The sequence below is a fragment of the Dactylosporangium sp. McL0621 genome (assembly GCF_049995355.1).
Lineage (GTDB): Bacteria > Actinomycetota > Actinomycetes > Mycobacteriales > Micromonosporaceae > Dactylosporangium.
The window spans coordinates 2,057,921-2,071,892 of sequence record NZ_CP188259.1; the positions used below are offsets into that span (position 1 = coordinate 2,057,921).

Here is a 13,972-nt window from a genome sequence, read left to right on the forward strand (position 1 = left end):
GCGTTTGCACTTCTTGCGTTCCGGGCAGCAGGAACATCGGAGGAGGTGGCGATTTTCGATGAGCAGTGAGTGGAAGAAGCGGAAGCGGCGCGCCGAGAGCGTGGCCGAGGAGGCCTGGGACCACCTGGTCTCGGCCCTTGACAACGCACGCTCGTTCGGCGGCACCGTGAAGGACCGCGCGTACGACTTCAAGGACCGGGCCGGCGACCTGGCCGGCGAGGCCTCGGACCGGTACAGCACGGCGTCGGATCGTGTGAACTCGGTCTCGACCGAGGCGTGGAAGCGGGCCAACCTGGCCCTCGACGCGCTGTCCGGCCGCCGTTCGCGCACCCCGTGGGGCTGGATCGCGGTGGCGGCGCTGGGCGGCGTGGCGCTGGGCTGGGCGGTGGCGGCCTCGGCGCCGAAGGCGATCCAGGCCGCGAGCGACCGGCTCTCCCTGGACGACCCCGACGAGCTTTCGAGCACGGCGGAAGCCCCGGCCCCCTACGAGCCGGTCGTTCCGGTCGTGCCGGGCCAGCCGGTGGTACCCCCGACGCCCTGATCCGATCCCCCGAGACATCCCAGGGAAATGTAAGGCCGGCGCCGTGCGGGGCGCCGGCCTTCCCGTTGTTTCAGCTGTACTTGCGCAGCTCGCGCCGGGCCAGCGACGCGCGGTGGACCTCGTCGGGGCCGTCGGCGAGGCGCAGCGTGCGGGCGCTCGACCACAGGGCGGCCAGTGGGGTGTCCTGGCTCACGCCCGCGGCGCCGTAGGCCTGGATGGCCTTGTCGATGACCCACTCGGCCATCGACGGCACCGCGATCTTGATCGACTGGATCTCGGTGTGGGCGCCCTTGTTGCCCACGGTGTCCATCAGCCACGCGGTCTTGAGCACCAGCAGGCGGGCCTGCTCGATGCGGACCCGCGACTCGGCGATCCACTCCTGGATCACGCCCTGCTCGGCGAGCGGGCGACCGAAGGCGACCCGCTGGCTGACCCGGCCGCAGAGCAGCTCGAGGGCCCGCTCGGCCATGCCGATGAGCCGCATGCAGTGGTGGATGCGGCCCGGGCCGAGGCGGGCCTGGGCGATCGCGAAGCCCAGGCCCTCGCCGGCGATGAGGGCGTCGGCCGGGACGCGCACGTTGTCGAAGACGACCTCGGCGTGCCCGCCGTGGGCGGCGTCGGTGTACCCGAAGACGTGCATGCCGCGCTTGACGGTGATGCCGGGGGCGTCCCGCGGTACACACACCATGCTCTGCTGGCGGTGCCGCTCGGCCTCCGGGTCGGTCTTGCCCATGACGATGAAGAGGTGGCAGTTCGGGTTCATCGCGCCCGACGACCACCACTTGCGGCCGTTGATCACGTAGCCGTCGCCGTCGCGCTCGATCCGCGTGGCGATGTTGGTGGCGTCGGACGAGGCGACGTCGGGCTCGGTCATGCAGAAGGCGGAGCGGATCTGGCCCTCCAGCAGCGGCTTGAGCCAGCGGTCGCGCTGCTCGGGCGAGCCGAACTGGGCGAGCACCTCCATGTTGCCGGTGTCGGGGGCGGCGCAGTTGACGGCCTCCGGGGCCAGGTTGGGGCTGCGGCCGGTGATCTCGGCCAGCGGCGCGTACTGCAGGTTCGTCAGCCCCGCGCCGGCCCTGCTGCCGCCCCGACCACCCACCCCTGGATCGAGCTTCGCGCCGGAGTCATTGTCGGGCAGGAACAGGTTCCACAGGTCGCGCTCGCGGGCGGACCGCTTGAGGTCCTCGATGACGGGCGGGCGGGCCCACGGGTCGGCGGCCTCGGCCATCTGCCGCTCCAGGACGGGCTCCGCGGGGTACACCTCCTCGTCCATGAAGTCCGTGAGCTTCTCGTGCAGCTCGGCCGTGCGTTGGTCGAATCCGAAGTCCATCAGCTCTCTCCGTTGATCGCTGCGATGCCCTCTTCGAGCAGGGGCGGAACCAGATCGCCGATCTCGTCGAAGCCGGCCCCGACGGTCTGGCCGTGCGTGTACCGGTAGTGGATTCCCTCGAGCACGACGGCCAGCTTGTAGCAGGCCAGGCCGACATACCAGTGCAGGTCGTCGCTGAGCGGGGCGCGCCCCGCGTAGCGTTCGAGCAGCTCGTCGCCGCTGGGGAACCCGGCCGCGGCGCCGAGGCCGTCCGCGATCGGGTTCCGGCCGGTCTTGATGCGGTCCAGCACGTTCCAGTACGCCAGCAGCAGCCCCAGATCCGTCTGCGGGTCGCCGATCGTCGCCATCTCCCAGTCCAGGACCGCGGCGACGTGCAGGGTGTCGGGGTCGACGATGAGGTTGTCGAGCCGGTAGTCGCCGTGCACGATGGCGGGCCGCGGGCTGGCGGGGATGGTGGCGGCGAGCCGCTCGCGCAGGGCGTCGGCCGCGGGCAGGTCGCGGCTGCGGGAGTGCTCCAGCTGCTTGCTCCAGCGGCGGACCTGGCGCTCCAGGAAGCCCTCGGGCCGCCCGAACTCCGCCAGCCCGACCTCGGCCGGGTCGACGAGGTGCAGCTCGGCCAGGGTGTCCATCATCGCGAAGGCGACCTTGCGGCGGTTGTCCGGGCCGAGCGGGTCGGTCTGCTCGCGGTGGCGCAGCACGGCCCCGGGGACCCGGGCCATGAGGTAGAACGGAGCGCCGAGCACCGAGTCGTCCTCGCACAGCAGCAGGGCCTCGGGCACGGGCACGGCGGTGGGGCCGAGCGCGGAGATGACCCGGAACTCGCGGGCCATGTCGTGCGCGGTGGCCAGCACGTGGCCCAGCGGCGGGCGGCGCAGGACGAAGACCTCGTTGAGGACGTACGTCAGGTTGGACCGGCCGCCGGCCACGAGCTCGGCGGTGAGCGGCGCGCCGACCAGGCCGGGGGCCTTCGCCTCCAGGTAGGTCCGCAGGCGGGGCAGGTCGAGACCGGGCGGGGTGGTCATCCGATCAGTCCATGGTTGAGACACGTTCTCTGTCAAGCCGCCCGGTCCGATTTGTCGGTCTCGGGGCCCTCGGAAACGTTCCGGCGCCGACACCGCGGCGAAACGGCGTGGAAACTCGATCTCGGCAACCTGTTGGCAGTACCGGAGAGCAAGGCGTACACCAAAGGCGGCGTGCACCTCAAGCCAAGGACGAACGGGAGGTCGACTCACATGCTGCTCAGGCTGCGGGTTGCGCTGCCCGACCGTCCCGGCTCACTCGGGCAGGTTGCCCGGACGCTGGGTGTGGTCGGCGCGGACATCGTTTCGGTCGTTGTACTGGAACGCGTCAGCGGCCGTGCGGTGGACGACTTCACCGTGGTATGGCCGGCTTCGGCCCCGGTCGATCGCGTACTCACCGGCCTCGCGGCGATCCCAGGCGTTCGCGTGGACGGTGTGTGGCGCGGCACCGAGTTGTCGGAGCCGAGCAGCGGCCGCGAGGTCGCGCTGATCGGACAGGTGGCGGCGAACCCGGATCACGGCCTCGCGACGGTCGTGGACGCGACGCCCGCACTGTTCGGCGCGGACTGGGCGGTGGCGATCCTGGTCGGATCGGACTGGGCGGGCGGCGGCGCGCGCACTCAGGCCTGGTCCGGCTCGTCGGTGGTCAGCGCGAGCTGGCGAGCTCCGGATGTCCCCCCACAGGTGGACATCGCACCACTCCGGCCCCGTGCGTTGAGTGCAGCTGACGGCGTTCATCTCGCTGTCGCGCCTTTCCAGCGCGGTGGTCTGGTCCTTGTTGTCGGCCGCGGCGGGGCGGACGGCGACGCGGGAGCACCACCGTTCCACGGTTCTGAGGTGGAACGGCTGGCGCAGCTGGTCGGTGCAACCGCATCTGTGCTGGGGGAAAAGCTGGCGGGGCCCGGTTTGGCGGAACCGGGTGAGGCGGGGCGCTCCGTTACCGGAGCCCCCGCTCCCGCCGGCACAAAAACCTGGGCCGCCTGATGCTCTGGCGCATCCGGGCGACGGTCGACGACCGTCCGGGCTTCTTGTCGGTACTGACGGCAAGCCTGGCCCTTCGCAAGGTCAACATCCTCTCCGTGCAGGTGCACACCACCGAGTCCGGCGCCGTGGACGACTTCCTGGTCGAGGCGCCCGACGAGCTCACCCGGGCCGACCTGGCCGACGCGGTGCAGCGCGGCCGCGGGCGGGACCCGTGGATCGCCCCGGCCGACGTGCGCGGGCTGATCGACGAGCCGACGCGGGTCCTCGCGCTGGCCACCAAGGTCCTCGACGGCCGCGCCGGGCTGGAGGAGGCCCTGGCCGCGCTGCTGGGCGACTGCGACATCTCCTGGCGGTCCTCCGGTTCCGGCGGCTTCACGGCCACCGGGATGCAGCTGAGCGACCCGGCCGGCGGCACGCTCTACGTCCGCCGCGCCGAGCCGGTGTTCACGCCCGCCGAGTACGCCCGGGCCCAGGCCCTGGTCGAGCTGGTCGGCGTCGCGACCCGCCACACGGCGGCCTGAGCGGAGGCTGAGAAAGGGCCACTCCTACCGGCGCGCGTCTACGTGTAGTCTGCCGACATGTTGCTTGGGTACATGTCGGGGGACGACGCATGAGCGCGCTCGAGTACGCCAGAACCCAGTTCGGGCTCACGGCCTCGCTGCACTTCACGTTCGTAATGGTCACGCTCGGGCTCGTGGTGCTCGTCGCCGTCATGCAGACGCGCTACACGATCACGGGCCAGGAGGTGTACGGCCGGATGGCCCGCTTCTGGGGCCAGCTGTACGCGATCAACTACGCGGTCGGCATCGCCACCGGGCTCGTCATGGAGTTCGAGATCGGGCTCAACTGGAGCGGGCTGTCCCGGCTGACCGGCGACGTGTTCGGCGCGCCGCTCGCCCTGGAGACGCTCATCGCCTTCGTGCTCGAGTCGACGCTGCTCGGCATGTGGATCTTCGGCTGGGGGCGGCTCGGCAAGCGGCTGCACCTCGCGCTGATCTGGGTTACCGCCGCAACCGCCCTGCTCTCGGCGTTCTGGGTGCTGGTGAGCAACGCGTTCCTGCAGCATCCGGTCGGGTACGCGCTGGACGAGCACGGCACCGCCCGCCTGACCGACTTCGGGGCCCTGCTCACCAACAGCGCCCTGTGGTTCGCCCTCGCGCACGCGGTCGCCGCGACGATGGTCGCCGGCGGCGTGCTGGTGGCCGGCGTCTCGGCGTGGCGGCTGCGCCGCGCGAAGACCGACGACTTCGAACTGTTCCGCCGTTCGCTGCGCCTGGGCATCCGGGTCGGGCTCATCGGGACCTTCCTCACCATCGGCTTCGGGTACGCCCAGTTCGGCTGGATCGGCGACAACCAGCCGATGAAGATGGCCGGCGGCCACACCGCGCTCGAGCGCCAGGCCGAGATGGTGCAGCGCTTCGGCCCCGGCAGCTACATGGTCAGCGACAACGTCGGCGCCTCCCTCGGCATGATGATCCAGATCGCCAACCTGCTGTTCCTGTTGCTGCTCATCGCCCAGGTGCTGACGTTCCGCGACGTGCTCATCCGCCGCCGCTGGGCCCGGCCGATGTCCTGGCTGCTCACCGCGCTCATCCCGGTGCCGATGCTCACCGCGCTCCTGGGCTGGTTCGTGCGGGAGGAGGGGCGGCAGCCCTGGGCCGTGTACGGCCTGCTGCGCACCGCCGACGCCGTGTCGCCGATGGGCGCGGGCGCGCTGCGCTGGTCGACGTTCGGCTTCACCGCGCTCGTGCTCGCGCTGGTCCTCGTCGACTGGTGGCTGATGGCCCGGGCCGCGGCGAGCAGACCCGACGACGCGTTCGGATTCGAGCCCGAGCCCGAGCCCGTCGCGGCCGAGCGGCTGGGGGCGGCCGCATGAGCACCCTCTGGTACTGCATCCTCGGCGCGCTGTTCGCCGCCTACTTCGTCCTCGGCGGGCTCGACCAGGGCGTCGCGATGCTGCTGCCCACCATGCGCGGCGACGGCGAGCGCCGTGCCGCCCTCAACGCGATCGGCCCGATGTTCCTCGGCAACGAGGTCTGGGCGGTCGGCGCCGCCGGGGTGCTCATCGCCGCGTTCCCGCGGCTGGAGGGCGAGCTGTTCACCGCCGCCTACCCGGCCGTGGTCGCGGCCGTGCTCGGCCTGCTCGCGCTCAACGCCGGCGTCCAGCTGCGCAGCCGGGGCCGGCGCCGGGGCGGCTTCGACGCGCTCATCGCCGCGGCCGGGCTGACCCTCGCCGCCGCCTGGGGGCTGCTGTTCGGCGTGCTGCTGCACGGCGTGCCGATCACCGCCGACGGCCACGTGCACGGCCTCGCGCCCTTCGCCGACCCGGTGGTCTGGCTGACGGCCGCGGCAAACGTGCTGCTGGTGCTGGCGCACGGGGGCGCGTACCTGCACTGGAAGCTCGGCGCCCGGCGCCCGCGCGGCCTCGTCGCCGGCGCGGTCGCGGCCCTGGCCCTCGCCGGCTGGTGGATCGAGGCCCCCGCCGGCGTCCGTAACCCGGTCGCCGGCACCGTGCTCGCTATCGCCTGCGTCGCGGCGGTGGTCGGGGCCGGCCGGCTGCGGCGCCCGGGCGCGGTGTTCGCGGCCACCGCTGTGGCGTGCGCCCTACCCGCCGTCGCGGCCGCGTCGGCGCTGTTCCCGGCCGTGCTAGCGTCCACGCTGGACCCGGGCGCGACGGTGACCGTCGACGGCGCGGCCGCCGGCGCTGACACGCTGCGGCTGCTCGCACTCGGCGCGGCCCCGCTGCTCCCGGTGCTCGTCGCCGTTCAGGCCGCCTGCTGGTGGCTGTTCCGGCGCCGGACGGCTCGGTACTGGTAGGGCGGCGCGACTCGTGGACAGAAGACTCCTGCGGCTGGGCCCGGTCCGGCGCTACGCGATGGTGCTGGCGGGCTCGGCGCTGCTGGCCGCGGTGCTCGTGGTCGCGCAGGCGGTAAGCCTCGCGACCCTGCTCGCCGCGGCCGTCGACGGGCGGCTCGACCGCACCGCGCTCGTCGTGGGGGCCGCGACCGTACTCCTGCGTGGCCTGCACGCCGCGGCGCTGACCGCGATCGCCGGGCGGGCCGCGGCCGACGTCAAGGCCCACCTGCGCGAGCGGCTGCTCGACGCGGCCGCCCGGCGCGGGCCCGGCTGGCTCGCCGGTCAGCGCGCGGGGGAGCTGGCGACCCTGGCCGGCCGCGGCGTCGACGGCCTCGACGGGTACCTCACCGGCTATCTGCCGCAGGTCTTCCTGGCCGCGTTCGTGCCGCTGGCCACCCTCGGCTGGCTGGCGTTCACCGACTTCACCTCGGCGGTCGTGGTCGCCCTCACCCTGCCGCTCATCCCGGTCTTCGGCATCCTCGTGGGCAAGTCCACCGGGGCCCGCACCCAGCGCCAGTGGCAGCAGCTCAGCCGGCTCGGCGGGCACTTCCTCGACACCGTGCGGGGCCTGGCGACGCTGCGCGCGTTCGGGCGCGAGGCGGCGTACGTCGCGCGGGTGCGGGAGAACGCGGAAGGCTACCGCCGCGCCACGATGCGCACGCTGCGCCTGGCGTTCCTGTCGGCCCTGGTGCTGGAGCTCGTCGCGACCGTCTCGGTCGCCCTGGTCGCCGTGCCCGTCGGCCTGCGCCTGCTCGACGGGCGCCTCACGCTCGGGGCCGCGCTCGCGGTGCTGCTGCTCGCGCCCGAGGCCTACCTGCCGCTGCGCGCACTGGGCACCAGGTTCCACGCCAGCCAGGAGGGGCTGGCGGCGTCGGCGGAGGTTCATGCGGTACTGCAGGACGCTCCACCGGCGAGGACGGAGGCCCGGCTGCCCCCGGCGGACGCCGCCCTGGTCCTGGAGCACGTGGAGGTGCGCTACGGCGACGTCGTGGCCCTGCGCGACGCGAGCCTGACCGTCGACCCCGGCGACCGCGTCGCCCTCGTCGGCCCCAGCGGCGGCGGCAAGTCCACACTGCTGTCGCTCGTGCTCGGGTTCACCGCGCCGACCGCGGGCCGCGTGCTCGTCGGCGGCGCCGACCTCGCCACCCTCGACCTGGCCGCCTGGCGGGCCCGGCTCGCCTGGATGCCGCAGCGGCCGCACCTCTTCGCCGGCACCGTCGCCGACAACATCCGCCTCGGCTCGGAACACGCGACGCTCGCCGAGGTGGTCGCGTCCGCGCGCGCCGCCGAGGCGGACGGGTTCGTGCGGGAGCTGCCCGACGGCTACGACACCGACCTGGCCGCGCACGGCCTGTCCAGCGGCCAGCGGCAGCGCCTCGCGATGGCCCGGGCCTGGCTGCGCCGGGACGCGACGCTGCTGCTCTTCGACGAGCCGACCGCGCGCCTGGACGCGGCGAGCGAGGCGGCGGTGGTCGCCTCGGCGGCCCGGCTGGCGGCGGGGCGCACGGCGCTGCTGGTGGCCCACCGGCCGGCGCTGTTGTCGATCGCCACGCGCACGGTGACGGTCGACGGACGGCTCACCGAGGCGCGCCACCCGGTGGTGGCCGCGTGACACAGCTTGGCTCGCGCCCCGATGGCGGTCCCGTGACGTCGGTTGCGCCGCGTCGCGCCTCCGGTGGCCCGCTGGCGGTCGCGCTGCGTCGCGCCTTCGGTGGCCCGCTGGCGGTGGTGCTGCGTCGCGCGTTCGACGGTCCGCTGGCGGTGGTGCTGCGTCGCGCGTTCGACGGTCCGCTGGCGGTGGTGCTGCGTCTCGCCTTCGCCGGGCTGCTGGGCGTGCTCACCGAGGCCGCCGACATCGGGCTCGTGGGCACCGCGACCTGGATGATCGTCCGCGCGGCCGACCGGCCGCCGCTCGCCGCGCTCGCCGTCGCCATCGCCGCGGTGCGCGCGTTCGCCCTGCTCAAGGGCGGGATCCGGTACGCCGAGCGCCTGGCCGGCCACGACGTCGTACTCCGCGTGCTCGCCGCCCTGCGCGCCCGCGCGTTCGCGGCGCTCGCGTCCCGGCCCGCCACGCCCGCGCGCGGCGACGCGCTCAGCCGCGTGGTGTCCGATGTGGACGCGGTGCAGGACCTGCTGCTGCGGGCCGTCCTGCCGGCCGCGACCGCGGCCCTGGTGGGCGCGGTCGCCGTCGCCGCGTTCCTGACCGCCTCGCCCCCGGCCGCCCTCGTGCTCACCGCCGCCCTCGTGGTCGGCGGCCTCCTCCTGCCGCTGCTCGGCGCCGCCCTCTCCCGCCCGGGCGCGGCCCTCGCGTCCGCGCGCGGCGACGTCACCGAGTCCACTGTGGACATCGCCCACGGCTCCGCAGAGCTGCTCGCGTTCGGCGCCATGCCGGCCGCCCTCGCCACCGCGACCGCGCGGGGCCGGCGCCTGGCCCGGCTGGAGGCCCGCACCGCGGCGGCCGGGGCCGTGGTCTCCGGAGCGGCGGCAGCGGTACCGGCGGCAAGCGCCCTGGCCATCGCAGCCCTCGTGTCCGGGTCCGCCACGCCGGTGCTCGCGCTGGTCGCGCTGAGCGTCGGCGAGGTGGTCGTGCCGCTCGCCGCGGCGGCCGCGCGCCAGACCGAGGTGCGCGGCGCGCTGCGCCGGGTGCGCGAGCTCACCGCCGTCGTGTCGCCGTCCGGCGCGACCGGGCGCCGGGAGTTCACCGGCGCTGCCGTCGCGCCGCGGGACGGGGCGCCCGCGGGCGGGGTGCGGGAGTTCGCTGACGGTGCCGTCGTGCCGCGGGACGGGGCGCCCGCGGGCGGGATCGACGCGCGGGAGTTCGCTGATGGTGCCGTGGCGCCGCGCGACGGAGCGCCCGGGGGCGGGGTGCGGGAGTTCGCTGACGGTGCCGTCGCGTCGTGGGACGGGGCGCCCGCGGGCGGGGTGCGGGAGTTCGCTGATGGTGCCGTCGCGTCGCGGGACGGGGCGGCCGTGAGCGGGATCGACGCGCGAGCGCGGGCCGGCGGTGCCGTGGTGCCGCCGGTCGGAGCCGCCGGGGGCCGGGCCGGGGTGCGCGGCGTGCTGCGGGAGTTCGCCGGTGGCGTCGCCGAGCCGGTCGTCGTCGAGCGGCGGGCGCATCGCGGGCCGGTGTCGGTGCGGCTGCGGGGCGTGTCGGTGCGCTACCCGAACGGTACGCGCGACGCACTGTCCGATGTGGACCTCACGCTGCCGGCCGGGCGGCGGGTCGCCGTCGTCGGGCCCAGCGGGGCCGGGAAGTCGACGCTGCTGTCCGCGATCGCGGGCGCGGTGGCGCTGCGCGACGGGTTCGTCGAAGGCCGGCCGGACGGGGTCGAGCCCTGGCAGGTCGCCGGGGGTGTGTTCGCCGACGCGCATGTGTTCCACGCCACGGTGCGGGAGAACCTGACGCTCGGGCGGCCCGGGTTCGGTGACTCGCACCTGCGGGGCGCGCTCGTCGCGGCCGGGCTGGGGGAGTACGGCGACCGCCTCGACGACGTCGTCGGCGAGGACGGCGGGCGGCTCTCCGGTGGGCAGCGGCAGCGGCTGCTGCTGGCCCGGGCCCTGGTCGACCCGCCGCCGGTACTGCTGCTCGACGAGCCGACCGAGGGCCTCGACCCGGCCGCGGCCGACGCGGTGCTCGCCACGGCGCTGCACGCGGCCGGGGAGCGCACGGTCGTGGTGGTCACGCACCGCCGGGCCGACCTGGCCGCCTTCGACGACGTGGTGACGGTCGCGGACGGCCGCGTCGTCGCGTGACGTGAGTGCACGGTGGTGGTGATCCGACGCCGGGCCGCCCCCACGCCAGCGACGGCGTGATGACGTGGTGACGGCCGCGGAGGGGCGCGCCAGCGCGTGACGATGGTCCCGGCCGGGCCGGGCCTTCTGGCCTTGCGGCGGTGCGCTGTGCAATTCTGGAGCGCGTGGAGACGGTGCCGCAGCCCGCAGCCGGCCCGATCGACGCCTACGTCGACGGCCTCGCCTCCGTCCTGCGCGGCCCGGGGCGCACGCGCGCCGAGATGATCACCGAGGCGCGGCACAGTCTCGAGGACGCCGCGGCGGCCCATGCCGATTCGGGGCTGTCGGAGCTGGAGGCCGAGCGGCGCGCGGTCGCCGAGTTCGGTTCGCTGCGCGCGGTCGCCCCGGCCTACCAGGCCGAGCTCGCCGCTCAGCAGGGGCGCCGCACCGCGACCTGGATCGCGCTGGCCCTCCCGCTGGTGAACGTCCTGGCCCCGCTCATGTGGTGGGACAGCCCCTGGGGCGTCGATGAACACGCCACCCACCTGTACTGGATTCTCGTCGACCACTTCAAGTACACGTCGTTCGTGGCCGCCGGGGTCGCCGCGCTGGTGGTGCTCGGCTTCTCGTGGGGCAGCCGGTATCTGCGCGACGGGGTGCGGTACACCCGCGTCGTCGGCGTCGCCGCGGTGACCTTCCTCGGCCTGCACGCGCTGCTCGGCGCGGCCGTGTTCGGGCTGAGTCTCTATCAGTGGCCGGCCGCGGCGACCTGGCCGCCGGTGATCTTCGGGATGGCCGTCAACCTCGGCGCGTTCGCCTACGCGGGCCTGCTCTCCGTGCGCTGCGTGCAGTTCGCGGTGCACGCCCGCGCCGCGGCTTAGGACAAGGGCCCCTAGGAGGCCGAGGGGGCCGGCGGGGGCATGAGGACCGCGCCGATCGTCGAGGTGAACTCTGCCCAGGCCGAGCGCTCCTCGGACAGCACCTTGCGGCCGGCGTTGGTCAGGCGGTAGGTGCGGCGCTCGCGGCCGCCGACCGTGGACCAGGCGCTCTCCACGTAGCCGGCGCGCTCGAGGCGGCGCAGGGCCGGGTACACGGTGCCGGTCGGCAGGCTCAGCGAGCCGCCGCTGCGCTCCTGGAGGGCCTCGATGATCGCGTACCCGTGGCGGGGTTCGCCGTCGAGCACCGCGAGCAGGAGTGCGTCGAGATGCCCGCGTAGCGCGTCCGCCTTCATGTGTAGTGAGTCTACGGGTCGGGGTCCCGCCGCGCCATGGCAGGGGTTTAGGGTCGCGGGCCCTGGGCAGGACGCGTGCACGAAAACGTTTCTGGGGGGAGCGGCGGCATGAGGCGGCGGGCCGAAACCGCGCGGGATGTCGATCTGCAGTGGCCGACCGGGCTGGGGATCGCGCTGGCGATGGCATCTGGGCGGGTCCTGGCCTACCGGCGGGGTGTGCCCCGGCCCGTGGTGGCCGCGCCGCGCTGGAGCAGCGGGAGCGCGGCGGGCCGGGCCGCGGGCGCGGTCGTCGACGCCGGAGCCGTGGCCCGGTGGCTCACCGGGCAACTGCCGGCCGGGCAGTACCACGGGCTCGTCATCGGCTCGCCCCACGGCGCCGCGCTGCACCTGGCGGCCGCGCTCGGGGTGCCGTGGCTGCCCGCGGGCTTCGAGCTGGCGACGCCCGACGTCGCCGTGCGGGAGCAGGGCATCGGCAGTACCGCCGCCGACAACACGGCCGCGGCCGAGGCGGGCGAGCTCGGCGCCCGGGCGATCCTCGCCGCGAATCCGGACGTCGCGGTGCGGCAGGTCTACGACCCGGTGTGGCGGGGGTGGTCGGCGTCGGCGGCCGCGTACTCGGTGGTGCGCTGGCAGCGGCTCCCCGCCGCCTACCGCGACTGGATCGCCGAGCGGCTGCGCCCGGGGGCGCCGATCATCGTGACCCGCGACGTGGGCCGGTGGGCGACCGTGGCGGGCCCGGCCGGGTACGCCTTCCAGCTCGGCAGCCGCGCCTCGGGCCTGCTGCCCGACGACTACCACGACCGCCGCGACGCCGCCGTGCTCGGGGAGCGGCCCGCGGACAGCGACGGCGAGCGCAGCGTCGACCGCGGGCTGGTCGAGGACCTGCGGCGGTTCGCGGCCGCGCACGGGCATCCGGTACGTCAGGTGCTCTACCGGCACCCCGACGTCCTCAGCGGCGCGGTCGCCGACCTGTACCGCGAGTGGCTGCGGTCCGGGAACCGCACGGGCAACCGCCTCGTCGTGGAGTGCGGGCGGCTGTTCGACCCGTGGCACGTGGTGCGGGCCGGACTGGTGCCGTACTGGTGCGAGCATCCGCTGCGCTCCGCGGTCCGCGCGGTCTCGTGGTGGCTGGCCGGCAGCGAGCCGTTCACCGCCGTCGACGTGCTGCCGGAGCCGCCCGGCGTGACGCTGCCGACCACCGCGCCGCTGGCCGAGTGGGAGGCGGTGGCCGCGTTCGCGACCCGGCACTCGCTGCTCGACCCGCGCTGCGTCCGCGCGTACCCGGCCGGCATCGTTCCGGCCCACCACGCGACCCAGGTCCTGCGCTCCCAGCCACCGGACCTGCCCTACCTGCCGCACCTCGAAGCCGGGTCCGCCCTCGCCGGCCTGGCCGGCCGCGGCCAGACCGACGGGCTGCTGATCCTGTAGCCGCCGGGTGGAGCGGAGCTCCCCCAGGGTTACGCGGCAGCGTCCTCGGACTTCTCCTTGTTCTTCTGCACCTTGCTGATGACGTCGTGCAGGGGCTTCGTGCCGCTGCCGACGACCACGCCCGTGATGATGGCGTCGATCCACACCGGGATGCCCTGCCAGCCGTCGCCGGCGATGGAGTGCAGCAGGTACAGGCCGCCGGACGAGGAGGCGACGGTCGCCAGGGCGACCGCGATGCCCCACGAGATCAGGCCCCGGTTGGCGCGGCCCCGGTCCACCATGGACTTGGCGTGCGCGACCTGGATGAGGTCGTCGAGGGTGGCGTCGTGGTACTTGTTCGCCATGTTCGCCACCGCCTTCTCCAGGTCGCCCTTGGCGTGCTGGCCGGGCATGAACCGGGCGAACGGCTCGAGCACGCGCTCGACCGCGGTGGCGAACGCGAACAGCACGCCGAACAGGGCTGTCGCGTCCGGCAGGTGGATCTCGTCGGCGTTGACGCCGAAGTGGTACAGCGCCCAGGACCCGGCCCCGCCGGCCGCGACGAGCAGGAACGCGGCGATCAGGGAGCCGATGCTGGCCGGCTCGGTCGTCACGGCCGCGGCCTCGTTGCCGGGCGCGGGCGGCGGCGTGTCGGGGCCGACCGTGACCGCGGCGCCGGCCACCTCGCCGGGCGCGCTGCCCGCCGTGGGCTGCGCCGGGATGCGCTGGGTGACGTCCTGGTCGGCCGGGTTCGCCGGCGGCGCGGCGGCCGGGGGAACGGCCAGGTTCTGCGGTGCGACCGTGGCGGCGGCCACGACCCGGTTGCTGGAGGAGCCGAGGACGACGGTGCGTCGGACCAGTGCCATGCGCGA

At 74.8% G+C, this 13,972-nt stretch carries 13 protein-coding genes; 9 read left to right on the forward strand and 4 right to left on the reverse strand.

The window, feature by feature from the left end; translation table 11 throughout:
- The first annotated feature begins 58 nt into the window (after positions 1-58).
- Positions 59-541 (forward strand): hypothetical protein, encoded by a 483-nt coding sequence (locus tag ACPPVO_RS09480; protein WP_426510844.1) that lies wholly within the window; start codon positions 59-61, stop codon positions 539-541.
- Between the two features lie 70 nt (positions 542-611).
- On the opposite strand, the gene ACPPVO_RS09485 is transcribed toward ACPPVO_RS09480, so the two are convergent.
- Entirely contained in the window at positions 612-1,871 is a 1,260-nt protein-coding gene (locus ACPPVO_RS09485) for an acyl-CoA dehydrogenase family protein (protein WP_426510845.1), read from the reverse strand.
- Entirely contained in the window at positions 1,871-2,893 is a 1,023-nt protein-coding gene (locus ACPPVO_RS09490; RefSeq protein ID WP_426510846.1) for a phosphotransferase family protein, read from the reverse strand. The genes ACPPVO_RS09485 and ACPPVO_RS09490 overlap by 1 nt, the downstream gene beginning before the upstream one ends.
- A gap of 210 nt (positions 2,894-3,103) precedes the next feature.
- Between ACPPVO_RS09490 and ACPPVO_RS09495 the strand changes: the two genes are divergently transcribed.
- From ACPPVO_RS09495 to ACPPVO_RS09525, 7 genes are all read left to right on the forward strand, one after another.
- Positions 3,104-3,874: an amino acid-binding protein gene (locus ACPPVO_RS09495; RefSeq protein ID WP_426510847.1), complete on the forward strand. Its 771-nt coding sequence runs from the start codon at positions 3,104-3,106 to the stop codon at positions 3,872-3,874.
- The gene (locus ACPPVO_RS09500) at positions 3,874-4,395 is read left to right on the forward strand and encodes an ACT domain-containing protein (RefSeq protein WP_426510848.1); all 522 of its coding nucleotides are present in this window, start codon (positions 3,874-3,876) and stop codon (positions 4,393-4,395) included. Before ACPPVO_RS09495 ends, ACPPVO_RS09500 begins: the two co-directional genes overlap by 1 nt.
- Positions 4,396-4,484: 89 nt before the next feature.
- A complete protein-coding gene (locus tag ACPPVO_RS09505) occupies positions 4,485-5,750 on the forward strand; it encodes a cytochrome ubiquinol oxidase subunit I (protein WP_426510849.1) in 1,266 nt (421 codons plus the stop codon).
- Positions 5,747-6,691 (forward strand): cytochrome d ubiquinol oxidase subunit II, encoded by a 945-nt coding sequence (locus ACPPVO_RS09510; RefSeq protein ID WP_426510850.1) that lies wholly within the window; start codon positions 5,747-5,749, stop codon positions 6,689-6,691. The genes ACPPVO_RS09505 and ACPPVO_RS09510 overlap by 4 nt, the downstream gene beginning before the upstream one ends.
- A 58-nt stretch (positions 6,692-6,749) precedes the next feature.
- Complete coding sequence (cydD, locus tag ACPPVO_RS09515; protein WP_426514590.1) at positions 6,750-8,342, forward strand: thiol reductant ABC exporter subunit CydD; 1,593 nt, start codon at positions 6,750-6,752, stop codon at positions 8,340-8,342.
- A 32-nt stretch (positions 8,343-8,374) separates the two neighbouring features.
- Positions 8,375-10,483 carry an ATP-binding cassette domain-containing protein gene (locus ACPPVO_RS09520; protein WP_426510851.1) on the forward strand — a complete coding sequence of 703 codons (2,109 nt, stop codon included), beginning with the start codon at positions 8,375-8,377 and terminating at the stop codon, positions 10,481-10,483.
- A 164-nt stretch (positions 10,484-10,647) separates the two neighbouring features.
- The gene (locus tag ACPPVO_RS09525; RefSeq protein WP_426510852.1) at positions 10,648-11,343 is read left to right on the forward strand and encodes a permease prefix domain 1-containing protein; all 696 of its coding nucleotides are present in this window, start codon (positions 10,648-10,650) and stop codon (positions 11,341-11,343) included.
- An 11-nt stretch (positions 11,344-11,354) separates the two neighbouring features.
- Here ACPPVO_RS09525 and ACPPVO_RS09530 read toward each other — a convergent pair whose 3' ends face one another.
- Positions 11,355-11,693: a PadR family transcriptional regulator gene (locus tag ACPPVO_RS09530; RefSeq protein ID WP_426510853.1), complete on the reverse strand. Its 339-nt coding sequence runs from the start codon at positions 11,691-11,693 to the stop codon at positions 11,355-11,357.
- Between the two features lie 108 nt (positions 11,694-11,801).
- Here ACPPVO_RS09530 and ACPPVO_RS09535 point away from each other — a divergent pair, with 108 nt between their 5' ends.
- Positions 11,802-13,121, forward strand: coding sequence for a hypothetical protein (locus tag ACPPVO_RS09535; protein ID WP_426510854.1), 1,320 nt, complete (start codon positions 11,802-11,804; stop codon positions 13,119-13,121).
- A 29-nt stretch (positions 13,122-13,150) separates the two neighbouring features.
- On the opposite strand, the gene ACPPVO_RS09540 is transcribed toward ACPPVO_RS09535, so the two are convergent.
- Positions 13,151-13,966, reverse strand: a complete 816-nt coding sequence (locus tag ACPPVO_RS09540; RefSeq protein WP_426510855.1) for a hypothetical protein — start codon at positions 13,964-13,966, stop codon at positions 13,151-13,153.
- Positions 13,967-13,972: the final 6 nt, after the last annotated feature.